The organism is Brevibacterium aurantiacum (assembly GCF_900169065.1).
GTDB lineage: Bacteria > Actinomycetota > Actinomycetes > Actinomycetales > Brevibacteriaceae > Brevibacterium > Brevibacterium aurantiacum.
On sequence record NZ_FXZB01000005.1, the window covers coordinates 131,429 to 151,448 of the forward strand.

16 protein-coding genes are annotated in these 20,020 nt (G+C 63.0%); 9 read left to right on the forward strand and 7 right to left on the reverse strand.

Translation table 11 applies throughout. The features are described 5' to 3' along the window. The first annotated feature begins 25 nt into the window (after positions 1–25). Both BAUR9175_RS04960 and BAUR9175_RS04965 read left to right on the forward strand, forming a co-directional pair. The gene (locus BAUR9175_RS04960) at positions 26–4,915 is read left to right on the forward strand and encodes an NAD-glutamate dehydrogenase (RefSeq protein WP_101583121.1); all 4,890 of its coding nucleotides are present in this window, start codon (positions 26–28) and stop codon (positions 4,913–4,915) included. Positions 4,916–5,053: 138 nt separating this feature from the next. After that, positions 5,054–6,568, forward strand: a complete 1,515-nt coding sequence (locus BAUR9175_RS04965; protein ID WP_009884681.1) for a sensor histidine kinase — start codon at positions 5,054–5,056, stop codon at positions 6,566–6,568. A gap of 268 nt (positions 6,569–6,836) precedes the next feature. Here the strand turns inward: BAUR9175_RS04965 and BAUR9175_RS04970 are convergent, their stop codons facing one another. Continuing rightward, positions 6,837–7,085 (reverse strand): WhiB family transcriptional regulator, encoded by a 249-nt coding sequence (locus tag BAUR9175_RS04970; protein ID WP_009884680.1) that lies wholly within the window; start codon positions 7,083–7,085, stop codon positions 6,837–6,839. 388 nt (positions 7,086–7,473) lie between these two features. Here BAUR9175_RS04970 and BAUR9175_RS04975 point away from each other — a divergent pair, with 388 nt between their 5' ends. From BAUR9175_RS04975 to BAUR9175_RS04990, 4 genes are all read left to right on the forward strand, one after another. Next, positions 7,474–8,028: a gamma carbonic anhydrase family protein gene (locus BAUR9175_RS04975; RefSeq protein ID WP_009884679.1), complete on the forward strand. Its 555-nt coding sequence runs from the start codon at positions 7,474–7,476 to the stop codon at positions 8,026–8,028. Positions 8,029–8,137: 109 nt separating this feature from the next. Beyond that, the gene (locus BAUR9175_RS04980) at positions 8,138–9,556 is read left to right on the forward strand and encodes an NAD(P)H-quinone dehydrogenase (RefSeq protein ID WP_009884678.1); all 1,419 of its coding nucleotides are present in this window, start codon (positions 8,138–8,140) and stop codon (positions 9,554–9,556) included. Between the two features lie 119 nt (positions 9,557–9,675). Beyond that, positions 9,676–10,017 (forward strand): YciI family protein, encoded by a 342-nt coding sequence (locus BAUR9175_RS04985; protein WP_009884677.1) that lies wholly within the window; start codon positions 9,676–9,678, stop codon positions 10,015–10,017. Continuing rightward, entirely contained in the window at positions 10,017–11,306 is a 1,290-nt protein-coding gene (locus tag BAUR9175_RS04990; protein WP_069599915.1) for an RNA polymerase sigma factor, read from the forward strand. The genes BAUR9175_RS04985 and BAUR9175_RS04990 overlap by 1 nt, the downstream gene beginning before the upstream one ends. Before the next feature lie 25 nt (positions 11,307–11,331). Here BAUR9175_RS04990 and BAUR9175_RS04995 read toward each other — a convergent pair whose 3' ends face one another. The 3 genes from BAUR9175_RS04995 to BAUR9175_RS05005 form a co-directional block, all read right to left on the reverse strand. Further along, on the reverse strand, positions 11,332–13,140 hold the full coding sequence (locus BAUR9175_RS04995) for an acetyl/propionyl/methylcrotonyl-CoA carboxylase subunit alpha (RefSeq protein WP_101583123.1): 1,809 nt from the start codon (positions 13,138–13,140) through the stop codon (positions 11,332–11,334). 123 nt (positions 13,141–13,263) lie between these two features. Continuing rightward, entirely contained in the window at positions 13,264–13,932 is a 669-nt protein-coding gene (locus tag BAUR9175_RS05000) for a Maf family protein (RefSeq protein WP_009884674.1), read from the reverse strand. Continuing rightward, positions 13,929–14,909, reverse strand: a complete 981-nt coding sequence (locus BAUR9175_RS05005; protein WP_180959204.1) for an SGNH/GDSL hydrolase family protein — start codon at positions 14,907–14,909, stop codon at positions 13,929–13,931. Before BAUR9175_RS05005 ends, BAUR9175_RS05000 begins: the two co-directional genes overlap by 4 nt. Positions 14,910–14,974: 65 nt before the next feature. Between BAUR9175_RS05005 and BAUR9175_RS05010 the strand changes: the two genes are divergently transcribed. After that, entirely contained in the window at positions 14,975–16,330 is a 1,356-nt protein-coding gene (locus BAUR9175_RS05010) for an AI-2E family transporter (protein ID WP_101583125.1), read from the forward strand. A 135-nt stretch (positions 16,331–16,465) separates the two neighbouring features. Here BAUR9175_RS05010 and greA read toward each other — a convergent pair whose 3' ends face one another. Beyond that, a complete protein-coding gene (greA, locus tag BAUR9175_RS05015) occupies positions 16,466–16,960 on the reverse strand; it encodes a transcription elongation factor GreA (protein ID WP_069599918.1) in 495 nt (164 codons plus the stop codon). 192 nt (positions 16,961–17,152) lie between these two features. Next, positions 17,153–17,578 (reverse strand): DUF4307 domain-containing protein, encoded by a 426-nt coding sequence (locus tag BAUR9175_RS05020; protein ID WP_226829480.1) that lies wholly within the window; start codon positions 17,576–17,578, stop codon positions 17,153–17,155. 124 nt (positions 17,579–17,702) lie between these two features. Between BAUR9175_RS05020 and mca the strand changes: the two genes are divergently transcribed. Together mca and BAUR9175_RS05030 are read left to right on the forward strand one after the other, a co-directional pair. Then, the gene (mca, locus tag BAUR9175_RS05025; RefSeq protein ID WP_069599920.1) at positions 17,703–18,695 is read left to right on the forward strand and encodes a mycothiol conjugate amidase Mca; all 993 of its coding nucleotides are present in this window, start codon (positions 17,703–17,705) and stop codon (positions 18,693–18,695) included. Further along, positions 18,692–19,066 (forward strand): hypothetical protein, encoded by a 375-nt coding sequence (locus BAUR9175_RS05030; protein WP_226823840.1) that lies wholly within the window; start codon positions 18,692–18,694, stop codon positions 19,064–19,066. The genes mca and BAUR9175_RS05030 overlap by 4 nt, the downstream gene beginning before the upstream one ends. Before the next feature lie 55 nt (positions 19,067–19,121). On the opposite strand, the gene trhA is transcribed toward BAUR9175_RS05030, so the two are convergent. Then, entirely contained in the window at positions 19,122–19,907 is a 786-nt protein-coding gene (gene trhA, locus BAUR9175_RS05035; RefSeq protein WP_069599922.1) for a PAQR family membrane homeostasis protein TrhA, read from the reverse strand. Positions 19,908–20,020: the final 113 nt, after the last annotated feature.

Sequence of the window (20,020 nt, forward strand, 5' to 3'; positions counted from 1 at the left end):
TTTGCGCGCTGATCATAGAGGTGACATGGTGTCTCAGGTCTCATATTCGGACATTGCAGAAGAGTGGAGGAAGCAGAGGGGACAAGGTGCCCCGGAGAACTTCATCGAGGCGTACTATCCGCGTTTCGAACCAGGCACCTCCGAAGCAGGAACAGAGGCATTGGCCGCAGCGGCTGCCTCACACTACGCGCTGGGACTTGAGTACGACGGCAGATCACCGCAGATCTCCATCTACAATCCCGATGTCGACTCTCCCGAATTCCGTGACAATCACACTGTCATTGCGATGGTCCTCACCGACATGCCGCACCTGGTGTCCTCGATCGTCAGCGATCTGGCCACCAGCGGTCGAGCCATCCGGCAGGTCCACCACCCCATCATCGCCGTCGAAGGCCAGGGATCGGGGCTGTCGGTGCTCTCACGTGCCGAGGCACCAGCCGTCTCCGCCGACACCGCCGGCATCCCCCTGATCTCTGAGCCCAACGAGGCCCCCGCAACAGACCTTCCTCAGCAGCAGTCGTGGATTCGTCTCGAGATCGATCGCCTCCCCGAAGAGGACCTCCCCGGGCTGAAGGACCAGCTGCGCAGCGTCCTCGACTACGTGACAGCCGCTGCCACCGATGCCAGCGCCATGGCGATCCGAGCCAAGGACATCGCGAAGGAACTGCAGACGCAGCCTCCGCGCCCGGAGCTCGCCTCCGAAGCGGAAGCCGCAGCGGAGTTGCTCAACTGGCTCGACGGTCACTTCACCTTCCTCGGATACCGCGAGTACGACTACTCTCACGATGAGAGCCAGAGCAGCCTTGAGCCGATCGAGCACACCTCGCTGGGCATCTCCGCCCTGCGGCCGCTGACGAAGTCGCCGTTGAGCCGCGCCGTGGCAGACAAGGCCCTCGAGCCGCACGTTCTGGTGCTGACGAAGGCAAACTCACGCTCGCGCGTCATCCGCGGCTCGTTCATGGACTACATCGGGGTGAAGACCTTCGACTCGGCTGGTGAGATCGTCGGTGAACGTCGTTTCGTCGGTGTGTTCAAGCCTGAGTTCTACAACGACAGCGTGCTCAACATCCCGGTCATCAACCGCAAGGTGCGCAAGATACTGTCGGCCAGCGGGTTCCCCGCCGGCTCCCATTCGGCCAACGAACTCCTGGGCGTCCTCGAGACCTACCCCCGCGATGACCTCCTGCACGACGTAACGGAGACGATCTTCGACGTCGTCATGCAGATCGTCGACATGCAGGAGCGCCGCCAGTCACGCGTCTTCGTCCGCCGCGACCCGTACCAGCGATTCGTCTCCGTCATCCTCTACCTGCCCCGCGATCTCTACGACACGGCCGCACGCATGCGGGTCCAAGAGGTGCTGCGCAAGTTCTACAACGCCGAGAGCGTCGACTTCGACGTGCTGCTGACGGAATCCGCACTGGCACGCATTCACTTCGTGGCCCGTGTCGGCCGTGACATGGAACTGCCGCAGATCGATCCCAAGACCGTGGAGAAGCGGATCGTCGGCGCAGTGCGTTCCTGGTCCGAAGACGTCCACGCCTTCCTCGCACCCACAGAGCGAGGCGACAACGACAGCTCAGTGGCACGCGCGAACCGGTGGTCGAAGGCGTTCCCACCCAGCTACGAAGAACATCATTCTCCCGCCGACGCCATCGCCGACGTCTCCCGGTTCGAAGCGCTGGAAGCCGGTCACGGCCCCGCGGTTCGCCTCTATCGTCCGGAGGACACCACGGATGCACCTGTGCGATTGGCCCTCTACCGCAAGGAACGAGTCGGACTCTCGGAAGTGCTTCCGTTCCTCACGGCCTTCGGCGCGACCGTTCTCGACGAACGTCCCCATGAACTCGACCTCGCTGGCGGGGAACACCGCTACATCTATGACTTCGGGTTGACCTTCCCCGAGGAACTCGACGATGGCGACTGCGAACGGATCTCTGATGCGTTCATCGCCGGCTGGGAAGGCAAGAAGGAAGCTGGAGTCTTCGACCGCCTCGTCGTGTGCGGAATGCACTGGAAGCATGTCACGATCATCCGTGCTTTGGGCAAATACCTGCGCCAGGCCGGCTTCACGTACTCCGACGCCTACGTCGGTGAGGTCTACAGCGACAATCCGGAGATCTCACGCCTGCTGGTGGACTACTTCTTCGCGAAGTTCGACCCCACCGCCGACGATGCCGGACGCGATGACAGGATGACCGAACTCAACACCGCGATCGAGTCGGCACTCAGCGATGTCGCCAGCCTCGACGCGGACCGTGTCCTGCGGTCCTCTCTCGAACTGCTGCGCGCCACAGTGCGGACGAACTACTTCCTGGACGAAGACGGCGAACTGCCGACAGCGCTCGTACTCAAGATCCGCGCCAACGACCTCAGCTTCGTGCCCAAGCCGAAGCCAGCCCTGGAGATGTGGGTGTACTCGCCTCAGGTTGAGGGCGTGCACCTGCGCTTTGGAACAGTGGCCCGCGGCGGCCTGCGGTGGTCTGATCGTCGTGATGACTTCCGCACCGAGGTCCTCGGTCTCGTCAAGGCTCAGATGGTTAAGAACGCGCTCATCGTTCCGACCGGCGCCAAGGGCGGATTCTTCCCCAAGCAGCTGCCGCCGATGAGCGACCGCGATGCGTGGATGGCCGCCGGTCAAGCCGCCTACGAGGTCTTCATCGAAAGCCTTCTCGAGGTTGCCGACAATCTCGTCTACGGCGCCGACGGCACCCAAGAGGTCGTTTACCCGGACCGTGTGGTCCGACACGACGGCGATGACTACTACCTCGTCGTCGCCGCGGACAAGGGCACGGCACGCTTCTCTGACGTGGCCAACGCGATTGCCGAACGCCGCGACTTCTGGCTCGGCGACGCCTTCGCCTCCGGCGGCTCAGTCGGCTACGACCACAAGAAGATGGCCATCACCTCCCGCGGTGCATGGAAATCCGTCGAACGACACTTCCGTGAGCTCGGGGTCAACACCGCGGCCGACGACTTCACTGTCGTGGGAATCGGTGACATGAGCGGTGACGTCTTCGGCAACGGAATGCTGCGCAGCGAGCACATCAGGCTCGTCGCGGCCTTCGACCACAGAGACATCTTCCTCGATCCGAACCCGGATGCCGCACGCAGCTTCGTCGAGCGCAAACGTCTCTTCGACCTGCCGCGCTCCAGCTGGCAGGACTACGACCGGGAGCTCATCTCCAACGGGGGCGGAGTCTTCCCCCGGTCGGCGAAGTCGATCGACCTCAGCCCCGAGGCCGCCGCGGTTCTGGGACTCGAGCCCGGCAAGCGCAGCCCCGCCGAACTGATGTCCCAGATCCTCAAAGCCCCTGTCGACCTCGTCTACAACGGAGGAATCGGAACCTACATCAAGTCCTCCGATGAGAGCCACGCCGATGTCGGGGACAAGGCCAATGACGCCATCCGCATCGACGGTCGCGACGTGCGCAGCCGGGTCGTCGGAGAGGGCGGCAACCTCGGTGTGACCCAGCTGGGACGTGTCGAAGCGGCATTGAACGGTGTGGCGATCAACACCGACGCCGTCGACAACTCGGCAGGTGTGGACAGCTCCGACCACGAGGTCAACATCAAGCTGCTCCTGCGCACCCTGCTCCACAAGGGTGCCTTCGCCGCCGAGGATCGCGAGCGCGTGCTCCTGTCCTTCACCGATGATGTCGCCGATCGGGTGCTGTCGAACAACTACGCCCAGAACGTCGTCCTCGGCGAGGCACGGGCACAGACCGAATCGATGTCGGGCACCTACGGCCGGATGCTGAGCTACCTGGAGAAGAACGCCGACCTCGATCGCCAGGTCGAGTTCCTGCCCGATGCGCAGGAACTGACCAAACGTGAGTTCAGCTCCTATGTCTCTCCAGAGTTGGCCGTTCTGCTGGCCTACGTCAAGATGCATGCGGCCGATGAGATCCTCGACAGCGTGGTTCCCGATGAAGAGTGGATGAAGCGGGAACTGAGTTCCTACTTCCCCGATTCCCTGGTCGAGAAGTACGGAGAGCTGATCCCGGAGCACCCCCTGCACCGGGAGATCGCGACGGCCAAGCTCGTCAACCGGATGATCGACCGCGGCGGACTCACCTACGTCTACCGCATGTTGGAAGAGACTCCGGCCTCGGTGCCGCAGATCGCGCGCGTCTTCGTCGTCGTCTCCGAGATCTTCGGACTCGATGACTTCTTCGAGGCCGTATGCGCGCTCGACAACAAGGTGTCCACTGACGTTCAGGTCCAGCTGCAGCATGCCTATGTGCGTCTGCTCGATCGGTCCTCGCGGTGGCTGGTCCAGCAGGCCCCGGACACACTTGACGTGGATTCCGGCATCGAGATGTACGGCAAGGTCGTTGCGGCACTGCGGGACCGCGTGCCCGACCTCGTTGACGGGTTCGACGCCGCGAGCATGAAGGCGACGGCTGAAGGCTTCATCGACGAGGGAGTGCCCAGCGAACTCGCATGGCGAGCGGCAGCCCTGCTCGACGAGTTCGTCCTCCTCGACGTGGCACAGCTGGCTGGCCGGTCGAACGAATCCGCCGAGGACGTCGCAGAGGTCTACTATGCAGTCAACGACAAGTTCTCCGGTTCGCAGGTGCTCACTCTCATCGGCGATCTCGACCGCAGCGACCGGTGGTCGGCGCTGGCACGGGGTTCGCTGCGTGATGACTTCTACTCGGCCATCCTCTCCGTGGCCGGAACAGTGCTCGCCGCGACCGACTCACCGATCTCCGGGACCCCGGACGAACGAGCCAACCAGCGTCTGAGCGAGTGGCTCGAGCGCAACGACACCGTGGCCGCGCGAGTGCTGGATACGACCGAGACGATCTTGGGACTCGAGACCGTGACCCAGGCTCCGCTGTCGGTGCTGCTGCGCATGATGCGCGGAGTGGTCCGTTCCTCCGCATGGGAATCGGAGCACGGCGCCTGAGGTTGAGCGCAGGAGATCAGTGATAGCGTCAGATCATCGCTGACGTCGGCAGACTCACGGACTTCGAGTCCGTAGGTCTGCCGGCGTCTGGGCCGCCATCATCGGCTAGTGCCGTTGCCCATCCGGAAGAAGAACACAGTGCTCAACGAACTCCTGGCCGCCGAAGGCATCACCGACGAGACCGACGTCGAACACATCCACCTGCTGGTGGGGGACTGGCAGCTCATCGCCGATCTGTCGTTTGCCGACCTCGTCCTGTGGGTGCCCTCTGCCAGTGGGGCATATACGGTGGTCGCACACGCGCGACCGACCACCGGTGCGACCCTGTTCAATCGTGATCTCATCGGCGCCCGAGCCACCGGACTCGAACGGGAGCTCCTGGACACGGCAACCAGCACAAATGAGTTGGTCACGAAGGTGGCGCAGGCGAAGTCCCTGGGCGTCAATGCCGGCACCGACGACACGGAAGTCTCCGCCGAGGCGGTGCCCCTCGTCCGCGGGGGAGTGCCGATTGCCATCATGGTCCGGTATTCCGAGGAAGTCCGTCGTCGAGGTTCGTCGCGACTGGAGAAGTACTACACACAGTCGGCGATGTCGCTGCTGACCATGATCGCGCAGGGTGCCTTCCCCGATCGTGAGGCTCCCAGTGGTGCCCGGCACGGTGAACCACGCGTCGGAGACGGCATCTTCATCCTCGACCGTGACTCCCATGTCCAGTACGCGTCCCCGAACGCGGTTTCGCTCATGCACCGCCTCGGTCACCGGGGCGAGGTCGAAGGCGATTATCTCGCCGAGGTGGTGTCGAGTCTGAGCACGGAGCTGCGTCAGGTCGATGAGACTCTGCCGCTCGTGCTCACCGGCCGTGCCCCGTGGCGGACCGAGCTCGAAGTCGGCCGCACGAGTGTGTCGCTGCGAGCGATCCCGCTGACCGATGAGGGCACTCGCACCGGCGCGATCGTCCTCGCTCGCGACGTCTCTGAGATCAGACGCCGCAAACGTGAGCTGCTCTCACGCGATGCGATGATCAAAGAGATGCACCACCGGGTGAAGAACAACCTGCAGACAGTTTCGGCACTGCTGCGGCTGCAGACTCGTCGGATCGACAGCCCCGAGGCCAAGGGCGCTCTGACGGAGGCGATGCGCAGAGTCTCAATCATCGCCGTCGTCCATGATGTGCTCAGCCAGGGCGTCGAATCCGAGGTGGACTTCGACGAGGTCGTCGACAAGGGACTGCGGTTGACCCCTGAGCTGACAAGTCCATTGGTCCAGATCAGTCTCAAACGCTGCGGCAGCTTCGGCACCATCTCCTCCGCCGATGCCACCTCGCTGGCCCTGGCGATCACCGAGCTGATCACCAACGCGATCGAACACGGCTTCCCGGTCGCGGAGCAGGAGAATCTCGCTCCAGGCGAGACTCTGACCGGTCATGTGTGGGTGACGCCGGAACGCGAAGGCGATCATCTGCACGTCACGATCGCCGATGACGGTGTGGGACTGGGCGAACACCACAGCCCCGGCAACGGACTGGGCACACAGATCGTCAAGACTCTGGTGTCTGCCGACCTCGCAGGCTCGATCCAATGGCAGGAACGAGAAGGCGGCGGAACCGTGGCCATCCTCGACGTACCCCTGCGGGCCGACTCCTACGACTGAGGCAGCCGACTGCGGTCGCGTATTCTTCGCTGATCCGCGTATCGCCTACACGTACTGACAATTCAACTTGGTGCACCCTGGCGATGCGGCACTCACGGTGCGGGGTGAATCAGCGACAGTGCGAATTGTGCCGACAATATTGGTGTGCCGACGAATTTGATTGACCCCGTGTGCGGACACAATTGAGTCCCTTGCTCAGAATGCGAAGATCTCGTATTCCGAGCAAGGGACTCAAGTTGCAATCGACCGACTTCGGTCGCCGAGGGACTCAGCCGGCGCGGCGGGCACGTGCGGCGCGACGCTTGAGCGCGCGACGCTCGTCTTCACTGAGACCGCCCCAGACACCGGCATCCTGACCGGATTCCAGAGCCCACTGCAGGCAGGTCTCGACTACTTCACAGCGGCGGCATACAGTCTTAGCCTCTTCGATCTGGAGCAGGGCGGGTCCGGTGTTTCCAATCGGGAAGAACAGTTCCGGATCCTCATTGAGGCATGCTGCACGATGTCGCCAATCCATGGTGACCTTTCGACGAATTAAGTGAACGCGGTGTACGACACCCAAGTTCCAGGCGCGCAACTCTCTTACCCAAGGTTCACATAACCGTTTTGGGCACACAAGGGTAATGCAGTGTGAAATTTCTGACAAATATTTTGTTCATTGTCCTGCTATGGGGCTCTGGACGCAAATTCGTCCAATATGGGACTGAACTGTCCCGCCAGCGCTCACCAGCACACGATCGGATTCTGTTGCGACCCAGCTCTGAAGTGGCCCACGTTCGCGGCTAGACTGACGATGAAACGACTGGTCACCTCGGTGAGAGGATCCGAAGGAGCAGAAGATCCGTACGGGGTCGGACTCAGTCGCCTACGAGAACCGAATCGCACCGTGAACCAATGGAGGACTCATGACAACGGACAACCTTTCCCACGCACGCATCATCTCGGTCGGCGGTCACACCCCACAGGTCGATCCGGGTGCTTTCATCGCCGCCGGCGCCACCCTCGTCGGGGACGTCAGGGTGCTCAAGGGCGCCAGCGTCTTCTATGGCTGCGTGCTCCGTGCCGAGGCCGCTCCGATCACCATCGGCGAGGACTCGAACGTCCAGGACAACACCGTCATGCACACCGATGAGGGCAAACCGGTCGTCATCGGCTCCCGAGTATCCATCGGCCACCAGGCCCTCATCCATGGAGCGATCGTCGACGACGATGTCCTCATCGGCATGCACGCCACCGTTCTCAACGACGCCCACGTGGGAACCGAATCGCTCGTCGCCGCGGGGGCAATCGTCCTCGAGGGCACAGAGATCCCGCCTCGTTCTTTGGTCGCAGGCGTCCCGGCCAAGGTGCGCCGGGAGATGACGGACGACGGTGTGGAGAAGGTGCGCCAGAACGCACAGTCCTACCTGCGCCTGTCCGCGCTCCACCGGGATACCGCCGAGGTTCTCGACGAACTCTGAGGTGAACTCCGAGGTGCCGCGATCGGTCGCCGATGTTCGGCTCGTCTCGGTGTCGTTCGATCCGAAGTGTCCATTCGCCCCGCCGTCCGCTATTTGAGAGAATTGTTCTGTGAACACTGAATTTGAACCCACTGCAGATCGAGTCGTCATCATCGGCGGTGGCCCTGGCGGATATGAAGCCGCACTGGTTGCCGCACAATTGGGCGCGGACGTGATGCTCATCGAGCGCAACCGCTGTGGTGGGGCCGCCGTCCTCACCGACGTCGTCCCCTCCAAATCACTCATCGCCACAGCGGAGATGATGGAGGAGATCGCCCGGTCCGAGAGTCTGGGCATCCGCATCTACGACAGCGAGGGCGACGACGGCGACACGGTCATCGCGGACCTCAAAGCCGTCAACAAGCGCATCCTGTCCCTGGCCGACGCGCAGGCTAACGACATCTACCAAGCCCTGGTGCGAGCCGGAGTCAAGGTGATTCAGGGCACCGCGACCCTGGCCGATCGTGACCACGTCGCAGTCGTCGAAGAGGGCGGCACCGAATACACGCTCGAAGCCTCGACGATCCTGCTGTCGGTGGGCTCCCACCCTCGTGAACTCGATTCGGCCAAGCCGGATGCAGAACGGATCCTCACCTGGACCCAGCTCTACGACCTCGATGAGCTGCCAGAGCACCTCATCGTCGTCGGATCCGGTGTCACCGGTGCCGAATTCGCCTCGGCCTACCGTGCGCTGGGTACGAAGGTCACACTGGTCTCCTCTCGTGAGAAGGTACTGCCTGGCCAGGACGAGGACGCTGCCGACGTGTTGGAATACGTCTTCCGCAACAAGGGCATGAACGTCCTGTCTCGGTCGCGAGCCGACTCGGTCAAGCGCACAGACAACGGTGTCGAGGTGACACTGTCTGATGGGCGACGAGTGGAAGGCTCGCACTGCCTGATGGCGGTCGGTTCGATCCCGAACACCGAGGACCTGGGGCTGAGCGCTGCCAAGGTCAAGGTCAGCGAGTCCGGCCATATCAAGGTCGACGGCGTCTCGCGCACGTCCCGCTCCGGGGTATACGCCGCAGGAGACTGCACCGGTGTGCTTCCGCTGGCATCCGTCGCGGCCATGCAGGGCCGGATTGCGATGTTCCATGCCCTCGGCGACGCAGTGCAGCCGCTGAAGATTCGCCACGTCGCATCGAACGTGTTCACCGCACCGGAGATTGCGACCGTCGGCTTCACCCAGTCCGACTACCGGGAGAATTCGACCGACATCGATACGGTGATGCTGCCTCTGGACACGAATCCTCGTGCGAAGATGCTGGGCATCAAGGACGGGTTCGTCAAGCTCTTCGCTCGCCGAGGTTCGGGTTCGATTCTCGGCGGAGTCGTCGTCGGTCCTCGTGCCAGTGAACTCATTCTGCCGATCACCATGGCCGTGGAGAACCGTCTGACAGTCGATCAGCTTTCAGCCTCGTTCGTCGTCTATCCGTCCGTGAGCGGCTCCCTGACCGAGGCCTCCCGCCAACTGCACCGACACCTGTAGAAAAGTTTCTCTTTCCGAACTGTCGATATCGGGAACCCCCAACCGTCAGTATGGTGTCAGGCACCTTCGCCTGACGTGCTCAGCTCCCGCTGGCGCACATTCGAGGTAAGGAGAGAGAAATGAAGTACGTACTTCTGCTCATGGGAAATGCCGCCGATGCCGATTGCGGTACCGATGAGGGGCCCGACCCCAGTGAGTTCATGGCCTTCGACGAGGAGATCAATACGGCGGGGATCGTCGTCGGCGGATTCGCCCTCGAAGGTCCCGAGACCGGGGTGCGCGTGAGCACCCGAGACGCAGAGACGGTGGTGACGTCGGGTCCTTTCGCCGAAAGCGGGGAATTCGTCGGCGGAAGCTACATCATCGAGGTCGCCGACATCGACGAGGCGATTGCCTGGGCAGAGAAGAGCCCAGGATCCTCCCTCGGTCACATCGAAATTCGGCCGCTCGCCGACTACTGATGGCCTCGGCAGATCACGCCGACTCCTCGGCAGTCGCCCAGGTCCTCCACACCATCGGTGTCGAGGACCGTGGGCGGCTGTTGGCAGGGTTGGCCACACGCTTTCACGATCTGGACTTGGCCGAGGACGTTCTGCAAGAGGCGATGGTGCGCGCCCTGGAAACGTGGACCCGACGAGGTGTGCCGCAGAATCCGCAGGCCTGGCTGATGACGGCTGCGAAGAATCGAGCCCTCGACATCATCCGATCCGATGCGGTGAAAGCACGTCGACTTGCCGCACTCAGAATCGAATCCGAGGTCGACGAGGGCGATCATCGTGCACACTCGGCTGACCTCGACGAGGAGCTGAGCACAGCGAATATCCCCGACGAGCGGCTGGGACTGTTCTTCACCTGCTCGCACCCGACGTTGAAGGAACGGGAGAAGATCGCCCTCATCCTGCGTTTTCTGGCCGGTCTGAGCACCGCCGAAGTGGCAGCAGTGTTCCTCGTGGACACGACGACGATGCAGCAGCGGATCGTGAGGGCCAAGAAGCGGATCACCACTACAGGAATTCCCTTCGGCAGGCCCACAGCGGACCAGCTGCGCGAGCGCCTTCCCGGAGTGCTGCGAGTTGTCTATCTCATCTTCACCCAAGGCTTTGTACCGACGACCGGAACCACACACAGTCGAACCGATCTGCAGCAGGAGGCAATCACACTGGCGAGACTGCTCGTGAGGCTGCTGCCGCAGGAGACCGAGGCCAGGGGCCTGCTCTCACTCCTGCTGCTCACCGGTTCACGAGCCGGGGCGCGAACGGACCCAGCCGGATTGCCTGTGCCACTGGCCGAGCAGGATCGCGGGTTGTGGGATTCGCGGCTCATCGCTGAGGGGCTGAGCCTGGCTCAGACTGCCGCGGGTGAGCCCGAAGCAGGGCCCTACACAGTGCAGGCAACGATTGCGGCGCTCCATGCCGAGGCCGTCACCTATTCGGAGACCGACTGGAACCAGATCCTCGTCCTCTACGGCATCCTCTCCAGACTGGAACCCGGCCCCGTGGTGGCGCTCAATCGAGCGGTGGCCGTGGGCAAGGCGAAGGGACCCGAGGACGGGCTCAACGCGCTCGAAGAGCTGGCAGCGGATCCGGGACTGGCCGACTACCGACCTTTTCACATCGCGCACGCCCTCACCCTGAGGGAAGTGGGCAAGCCCGAACAGGCCGAACGTGCCTTCAGATCAGCACTGGACTGCCCCGGAAACGACGCCGAGTCGGACTACATCGAGGTTCAGATCAGGGATCTGCTGGCCTGAAGCGGTCCCGAGCCGCGAAACGGTCTCAGGCGGCGAAACGGATGATCGGCTCGCCCGACCTCACCGCGACGCCTGTGTCGACGAGCACCTCGGAGACGGTGCCGGAATGACCGGCCTTGAGAGGCTGCTCCATCTTCATCGCTTCGATGACGGCCAGAGTATCGCCGGCCTCGACGGTGTCACCGGCTGCAACGGAGACAGACACAATCGTGCCCTGCATGGGTGCGTTGAGTGAGTTCGAATCGTCGGCCAACTGAGCGCCCTTGCGGCTGAGGCTGCGCTTGCGGCGCGGGACACTCGGGCTGGGGACATGCCCGAGGTCGGAGATGACGTCCTTGGGAACCGAGACGGTCATCCGTCGCCCGTCGACCTCGACCACAACACTGAAACTGTCGGTTGCTGTACTCATCTGTTCTCCTAGTTGTGGGTCGGCGAGTGGATTGACGAAGGCAGTCTCGAGCCAATTGGTCCAGACCTCGAAGTCCTGGGCGAAGGCTTTGTCGGAGACGAGGACGCGGTGGAGGGGGAGCAGCGTGGACACACCTTCGATGCGATACTCGTCCAAGGCCCGTCGAGCCCGCGCCAACGCCTGGTTCCTGTCGGCTCCTGTGATGATGAGCTTTGCCAGCATCGGATCGAAGTCCGTGCCGACGACGCTGCCTTCGCCGATGCCGGAGTCCAAGCGAACGCCCGGCCCGGCCGGGGCCCGGTGGTTCTTCACCGTGCCGGTGGCAGGAAAGTAGGTCGTGGGGTCTTCGGCATTGATCCGGAACTGGATCGAGTGACCGCGGACCTGCGGGAACGACTCCGGCAGGTGCTCACCCGAGGCGATGCGCAGCTGCCAGGCGACGAGGTCGACACCTGTGACCTCTTCGGTGACAGTGTGCTCGACCTGGATTCGTGCGTTGGCCTCCATGAAGATGATCGTTCCGTCGGTGCCGAGCAGGAACTCGCACGTAGCAGCCCCCACATAGCCGACGTGGGCGAGCACTCGGATGGAGGCTTCGGTGACGAGACGTTCCTGGTCGGAGCCGAGGAACGGTGCTGGGGCCTCCTCGACGATCTTCTGGTTCCGGCGCTGCAGAGTGCAGTCGCGAGTGGAGAGGACCTGCACGTTTCCGTGAGCATCGGCCAGGCACTGGGTTTCGATGTGTCGTGGTCGCACGATCTGCTTCTCGATGAGGCATTCGCCGCGGCCGAAGGCGCTGAGCGCCTCACGCGTGGCTGCGGTGTAGGCGGTTTCGAGGTCGGCAGCAGTGGCACAGGCGCGGAAACCGCGCCCACCGCCGCCATGGACGGCCTTGATGACGATCGGATAACCGATCCGCCGAGCCACCTCGGCGGCCTCTTCCAGATCTGCGACGGCACCGTCGGAGCCGGGCGCGACGGGAGCAGAGACAGCCTCGGCGACCTCGCGGGCACCGGACTTGTCGCCGAGGAGTTCGATCGCTGCCGGGGGAGGGCCGATCCAGGTCAGGCCGGCATCGATGACAGCCTGAGCGAACATCGCATTCTCGGCCAGATAGCCGTAGCCGGGGTGGATCGCATCGGCGCCGGAGCGCTTGGCCAGGGCGAGGATCTTCTCGATGTCGAGATAGGTCTCCCCGGGACCGGCTCCGTCGAGGAGCCAGGCATCGTCAGCCAGATGCACGAAGTCAGCATCCGAATCTGCACGGGTGTACACGGCGATGGCCTTGACGCCGAGGTCATGGGCGGCCCGGATGATGCGCAGGGCGATCTCACCGCGATTGGCGATGAGGACGCGGCGCACTGCAGCAGTGGGGACGTCGGTGTGCAGCTGTGCGGTCGACGGTTCGGGGAGAACTGTGGTCATGACGCTCCTTTGTACGATCACAGAACAATTTAGAGATCGACACCAAGCGTTTGTAGGACACAGATAAAAAGTTCGGCCGAAAACTTCAAAGACCTCGGGCGTGTCCGTCTGCTCTCAGCGATTCTACCCGCGTGGAGACCACAGATCGGGCCAGAACAGGCCCGCGTCGCTGACCAATTCACGGACTACCGGCAGGCTGAGGCCGAGCACGGTGAGGTGGTCACCGGCAAGACTCTCGACAAAGGCTCCGCCGTAGCCGTCGATGGTCAGAGCGCCGGCCACATGGAAGGGCTCCTCGGTGGCAATGTAGGCGTCGAGTTCCTCGGGCGTGGGCTCGCCGATGAGCACCGAAGTCGTCGACCGTTTCGAGCGGAGGTCGACGAGTTGAAAGTCGGCCGCCGAGGTGCTGGTGCGTCTGAGCACAGCCATGGTGTGTCCTGTGTGCAGAGCGGTCCAGGCTCCGGCGATGTCGGCCCACACCTCACGCGTGCGCTCAGCATTTCCAGGTTTGCCGATCGCCTGACCCTCATGTTCGAGCAGCGAATCCCCGGCGATGATCACCGCGGTATCGGCTGTGGCCAGTTGGGCAGGCGAGGTGGCGAGCACACGGTCGACGACGGCACGGGCCTTGGCCTCGGACAGCGCCGTGGTGAGATCTCCGACCGTGCCCGTGAAGGTGGCTTCGATGGAGGGCTCATCGACCTCGGAGACGATGACGATGGGGTCGATTCCCGATGCGGTGAGGATCTGGCGACGGGACGGTGACTGCGAGGCCAGAACGACAGGGATCACGAAGCATCCTCCGACGCGAGGTCCCGTTCGACACCTGACTCAGAATCTGCGACGTGTCCCGCAGGCACAGCAGGTTCAGTCTGAGGCTCTGTCTCTGGCGTGGGTCGGCGGGCGCCTTCGCCCTTCTCCGGGATGTCGAGACTGCGGTCGACGTCGATGGGAGCATCGAGCCGATCAGCGATCGCCGCGAGGACGGTCGAGGACACCTGGGCGAATCCCAAGGTGCTGGGGAAGCGTCCGGACTCGTTGAGCAGCGATCGCCGTGTGGTCCCACTCAGCGAACCGGTGGCCCGCAACGGGGTAGCGCGAGCTGAAAGAGCCGCCAGCCACTGTGAGCCGGCAAGCACACGCGATGTTCGCCGCAGTGAGGTCTTGAGAGGGTCGCGCAGACCTGGAAGACCGCCGAGGTTGGGGCAGACCAGGACGAAGACGGTGTACCTGCCCTCTCGCTGGAGTCGATTGATCGCCTGGGTGAGCACGGGAATGCCGATGGTGCCGTGGATCGGGTGGATGATGTCGCCGGTGCCGATGGAGATGATTGCGAATCGTCGCTGCGCGGTCCAGGACTCAGACAGCTGACGTGAGAGCCAGGCGGAGCGCAGGATCTCATCGACTTGGCGCGGCAGGTCCTCGGACAGGGCCGATGGTCGCGCCGTCGATTGGACTCGGACAGTCGTTCCGAGGATGCGGCCCAGGCCACGGGCGATGAGATTCGGGGGAGCCTGCGCCGGGTCGTCGACATCGATTCCGCAGAGCCAGGAATCGCCGATGATCGCCAACGCGGCGGAATCTTCGTCATCGTAGTTGCGTGGGGGAGCGACCGCCTCGGCGAAGGTGGAATAGGTGCGCTGTGCGTCTTCATCGAACGCTTTGCGGAGCGCACCCGCCTGATGACGAAGGAGACCGACGGCCGATGCTCCGACACCCACGGCCGTGCCTGTCATGGTGGCCAGAGTGTACAACATGCGTTTTCCCACGAAATTCCCTCCTTTAACCGTCATCATTGCACTTCCCTCAAGCTCCCGACAACTATTGTTGAGTTATGTCTGACAATGAGAAGAAGCAATCCCCGAATCGGTTCCGTGGGGCCTGGGACGCGTTCCGCAAGGGCCGTGACAACGGACGATCCCAACCATCCGAGCAGCCCTCGCGTGTTCAGGACATCAGCGCAGAGGAGATCGCGCACAGCCGCATCGAAGCCGAGGCCGTCCCCTATGTGGCTCCGGGTCTCAAGCTCGCCGCCGCGTGGTCCTGGCGGTCACTCGTCGTGCTCGCCGCTGTCGGAGTCGCGCTCTGGCTGCTGGCGAAGGTCTCGAGTGTCGTCCTGCCTGTGCTCATCGCACTCCTGCTCACAGCACTCCTGGCGCCGTTCACCAATTGGATGGTCAGGAAGGGGCTGCCTCGAGTCGCGGCCGCACTCATCGCCTTCATCGGTTTCATCGTCGTAGTCTCCGGACTCTTCACACTGGTGGGCCAGCAGATCTACTCGGGAATGCCAGACCTCGTCGATCAGGTCATCACAGGATTCTCCGGAATCAGCAACTGGTTGGCCAGCAGACCCTTCGGTCTCGATGCTTCGACTATCACGGGCTATATCAACAATTCACTCGATGCGGCCACTAACTTCTTCCAGAACAACAGCTCCCAGCTGCTCGGCGGTGCCGTGCAGGCGACGTCATCGGTGGGCACCTTCCTCACCGGCGCCGCCGTGTGCCTGTTCGCGACCTTCTTCTTCCTCTACGACGGAGAGAAGATCTTCCGCTGGGTGATGCGTCTGCTGCCGCTGCCGGCTCAGCCCATTGCCACCGGAGCCTCGGAGCGCGGCTGGACCACACTCGTCCAGTACGTGCGTGTCCAGGTCCTCGTGGCCGGCGTCGACGCTATCGGCATCGGCATCGGTGCGGCGTTCCTTGGGATCCCGCTGGTCATTCCGATGACGGTGCTCGTGTTCCTGGCCTCGTTCGTCCCCGTCGTCGGTGCGATTGCCTCAGGCGTCGTGGCCGTGCTGGTCGCCCTGGTCTCAAACGGACCAGTCAGCGCACTGATCATGCTGGGCGTGGTCCTTGCCGTGCAGCAGATCGAAAGCCAGATCCTGCAGCCGTTCCTCATGGGTAAGGCCGTGTCGGTCCACCCATTGGCAGTCATCCTCGCTGTGACCGCTGGCGGCTTCCTGTTCGGCATCGTCGGCGCACTGTTCGCGGTTCCTCTGGTCGCCGTCCTCAACACGGTCGTGACCTACATCGTCCGGGCCAAGAAACCTCAGAATCCAGACGGTGAAGGAGACGAGGCCGCGGTCGTACTGGAACGCGCCAAGGACAAGCTGAATACCGCCATCCACGAGTCTGCAGAGGAGACATCTGCCAACGATTCTTCCAAGGGGACCGGCAGGCGCGAATGATCGGGTCCGCGGGTCCGAACGAGCAGAGCCGCACAGTGAGTGCGGCCGCAAAGTGAATAGAGCAGTGGGCGGGTGATCATCACCCGCCCACTGCTCTATGCTGCTCTCGGCTGCAAGCCGATCGAGGCTGTTCGATCAGCCGGAGAAAGGTTCGATGTTCGTGACTTCGACCTTGATCTCCTTGCCGTTGGGGGCCTCGTAGCTGCTCTTGCCGCCGATGGCCACACCGAGCACCGCGGCGCCCAGCGGGGACTTCTCTGAAAACACGTCGATATCAGAATCGCCAGCGATCTCGCGGCTGCCCAGCAGGAAACGCATGTCGTTTCCGGCGACCTTCGCGGTGACGACGGAACCGGGGGATACGGTCTTGCCGTCGCTGTCGCTCGATCCGACCTTCGCGGACTGCAGGAGCAGCTCGAGCTGGCGAATGCGTGCCTCCTGCTTGCCCTGCTCCTCGCGCGCCGCGTGGTAGCCGCCGTTCTCCTTCAAGTCACCCTCGTCGCGGGCGGCTTCGATCTTTTCAGCAATCTCTGCACGTCCCGGTCCGGAGAGGTGTTCAAGTTCCTGCGACAGGCGGTCGAAGGCTTCCTGAGTCAACCATGTTTCTTCCTGGGTGACATCCTCGGTCATGACTTCTCCTTCTTCGGTTCGGTGCACTGACAGGCGCGTCAGGCAACGAAAAACCGGGCGTTGGGTACGCCCGGATGTTGAATGAAACTACAGTCTAACGCATCTGCAGACGAAAACGATGATCTCCGTCACGCGCGTATACAGATGTTGTCGAGGGCGCGAGTGAGTCAGATTCGAGCGGTACCGGCGGGACTATTCGAACCAGCAGGAATCGACGTGGCCAGAGGAGGCGACCTGTGTTGTGGCCAGATCGATGCCCATCTGTCGGGGCGAGTTGGGGTCAGCGGTGGGATCGGCCGGGACCGTGATCTCGGTGAAGCCGACGATGGCCTCGTATTCGTTCGTCGCCTGCACAATGCAGTGCACATCGCGATCCTGGTCAGGAAATATTGCCACTGTGACCTGTGTTAAAGCAGAGTCGACAACCGAATAGTCAAGAGTCCTGGGTGTCGTGGGAGTGGTCTGTGGACGAAACGCCACGAATGCGATCGCGACGATCAGGGCGGCGACGATGACTGCGGCGATGATCTTGGCCGTTCTTCCGAGACGCCTCTTGGGCTCCCGGACGCGGCCGTAACGATCATCTTGCAGTGGTTTTTCCACTGTTACCTCAGTCATTGAATTCCTCATCTACGAACATTGCGCACTAATCTAGAGTAGTCGATCCGTCTCCTGTGATCATTTCAGCCATTGCGCAGGAATCGGAACGTCACCAGGCTGATTCGAAAGGGACACTCCAAACATGACTTCGCTTCCGTACCATGGACTGCGTCTGCTGACGGTTCATGCCCACCCTGACGACGAATCTTCGAAAGGTGCGGCGACGAGCGCGAAGTACGCCGCGTTGGGAGCACGAGTCCTCATCGCCAGCATGACCGGTGGCGAAGCCGGAGACATCCTCAACCCGGCCCTGCTGCAGAGTCCGAAGGCCAGCCGCGACATCGCCGGTCTGCGTCGCGAGGAGATGGCCACAGCCGCTGCCGCGCTGGGAGCCGAACACGTGTGGGTCGGACACGTCGACTCGGGCCTGCCCGATGGCGACTTCGACAATCAGACTCCTCCCGGATGCTTCTACCGTGTCCCCGACGAGGTGGCCATGCTGCCCCTGGTCCACATCATCCGCACCTTCCGCCCCCAGGTCGTCACGACCTACGACGAACTCGGCGGCTACCCTCACCCCGATCACATCAAGAACCACGCCGTGACGATGGCGGCAGTCGCCGCCGCTGCGGACGCGGAGCAGAACCCTGAGCTCGGCGAACCCTGGCAGGTTGAGAAAGTCTACTACAACCAGGACCTGTCGGCGAAGAAGTGGGTGACCATCCACGAGAAGATGACTGAAGCGGGACTCGAGTCTCCCTTCGCCGACCACATCGAAGACTTCAAGAAGCGCGATGCTCAGCGGGTCAACTGGCTGAGCACGACGATCGACTGCGCAGAGTTCTTCCCCTCGCGTGATCGAGCACTGCTGTCCCACGCCACCCAGATCGATCCGGAGGGTGGGTTCTTCTCGGCATCGCGAAAGGCCGCGCGGACCTACTGGCCCACGGAGGAATTCGAGCTTGCCGTCGACAACACGGGCCGGACTCCTCTGACACCCGGCGTAGACTTCCAGGAGACCGATCTTTTCGCCTCTGTGACCTTGGATGATGGTCGCAAGGTGTCCGCCAAGGGCATGCTGCCCGCATCACCGGACGAAGACGAAGACAACGAAGCGACAGGTGAGAGTGCATGATTCTGGCCGCAGCGCAGGACGCGACCCCCAGCGGAGCCCCCGACCCGGACCTGGTGACTCCCGGCACGATCGGCTTCCTGTCGACATTGGTGATCGTCATCGTCGTGATCTTCCTGATCCGCGACGCCCTTCGACGGGTGCGCCGCGTGCGCGCACGCGCTCAAGCCGATGACGCCTACCCGATCCCGATGCGCAAGTATGCAGTGCCCAACCAGTCGAAGCTGTCCGGGGATTCCGCACCGGCTGCGGATGACGAGACGTCGACAGCGGATGACGAGACGTCGACAACGGCCAAAACCGATGCGTCGCCAACAACCACGACCGATGCGGAAAAGCCGGAGCAGGGTGAATCTGCGCGGTCACAGGACTGACCTTCAGGACTGCCCGCTGGACTGAGCGGCAGACCTGCCCGGTGTCGTCAGAGGTCTAGTAAGCGGCCACCGCGGCAACGAGTAGGGCCGCGAGGTGGCAGCCATAGCCTGCGACCGTGAGAATGTGGAAGATCTCATGGAAGCCGAGCCATTTCGGTGACGGGTTGGGCTTTTTGATTCCGTAGATCACAGCACCGGTCACATAGCAGACGCCACCGGCAACGACGAGGATGCCCACTGCAGGGTTGCTCGCCCAGATCTGGGGAATGTAGCCGACCCCGGCGACCCCGAAGCCCACGTAGATGGGAACGAAGAGCCACCTCGGCGCGGTGGTGAAGATGGTTCTGAAGGCGACACCCAACAGCGCTGCGCCCCAGAGGACGGACAAAAGCAGAATCGTCTGATCCGGCCTGAGGGTCAGCACCGCCAGGGGCGTATAGGTCCCCGCGGTGATGAGGAAGATGTTTGCGTGGTCGAGACGGCGCAGGATCAGCCGGGCCCGAGACCGCCACCGTCCCCGGTGGTAGACGGCCGAGGTTCCGAAGAGCAGCATTCCGGTGATGGCGAAGATCGAGGCAGCGATCCGCGACTCGATCGTGGGGGAGATGATGACCAGCGCCAGCCCGCCGAGCATCGCCAGGGGAAAGGCGGCTGCGTGGAACCAACCACGCAGTTTGGGCTTGACCTGACCAGCCAGTTTGCCCAACTCACGGCGCAGAGCCGAGCGCCTGCGGGCAATGTGCTCGGGGTAGCCGGAACGCGGCTGGGCAGCGGATGTGGAGTCGACTGTCCTCTGCCCGTCGGAGCCGGATGATGAGGGTTCAGTGACTGGTGTGTTCATGGTTCTAGGATATCGACCCCACCTGAACGATTGAACAGTGGCATGTTCGATGACGCCGCCGCCGACGTGGGGTCGTTCGGGATAGTACTGTGTATTGTGGTCGAACCGACCGG

Coding starts and splice junctions, on each gene's coding strand:
- BAUR9175_RS04985 (WP_009884677.1), top strand. CDS start 9,676: ATGAAGTACGTACTTCTGCTCATGGGAAATGCCGCCGATGCCGATTGC.
- trhA (WP_069599922.1), bottom strand. CDS start 19,907: ATGAACACACCAGTCACTGAACCCTCATCATCCGGCTCCGACGGGCAG.
- BAUR9175_RS05020 (WP_226829480.1), bottom strand. CDS start 17,578: ATGACTGAGGTAACAGTGGAAAAACCACTGCAAGATGATCGTTACGGC.
- BAUR9175_RS05030 (WP_226823840.1), top strand. CDS start 18,692: ATGATTCTGGCCGCAGCGCAGGACGCGACCCCCAGCGGAGCCCCCGAC.
- BAUR9175_RS04990 (WP_069599915.1), top strand. CDS start 10,017: ATGGCCTCGGCAGATCACGCCGACTCCTCGGCAGTCGCCCAGGTCCTC.
- BAUR9175_RS04995 (WP_101583123.1), bottom strand. CDS start 13,140: ATGACCACAGTTCTCCCCGAACCGTCGACCGCACAGCTGCACACCGAC.
- BAUR9175_RS05010 (WP_101583125.1), top strand. CDS start 14,975: ATGTCTGACAATGAGAAGAAGCAATCCCCGAATCGGTTCCGTGGGGCC.
- BAUR9175_RS04960 (WP_101583121.1), top strand. CDS start 26: ATGGTGTCTCAGGTCTCATATTCGGACATTGCAGAAGAGTGGAGGAAG.
- BAUR9175_RS04970 (WP_009884680.1), bottom strand. CDS start 7,085: ATGGATTGGCGACATCGTGCAGCATGCCTCAATGAGGATCCGGAACTG.
- BAUR9175_RS04975 (WP_009884679.1), top strand. CDS start 7,474: ATGACAACGGACAACCTTTCCCACGCACGCATCATCTCGGTCGGCGGT.
- greA (WP_069599918.1), bottom strand. CDS start 16,960: ATGACCGAGGATGTCACCCAGGAAGAAACATGGTTGACTCAGGAAGCC.
- mca (WP_069599920.1), top strand. CDS start 17,703: ATGACTTCGCTTCCGTACCATGGACTGCGTCTGCTGACGGTTCATGCC.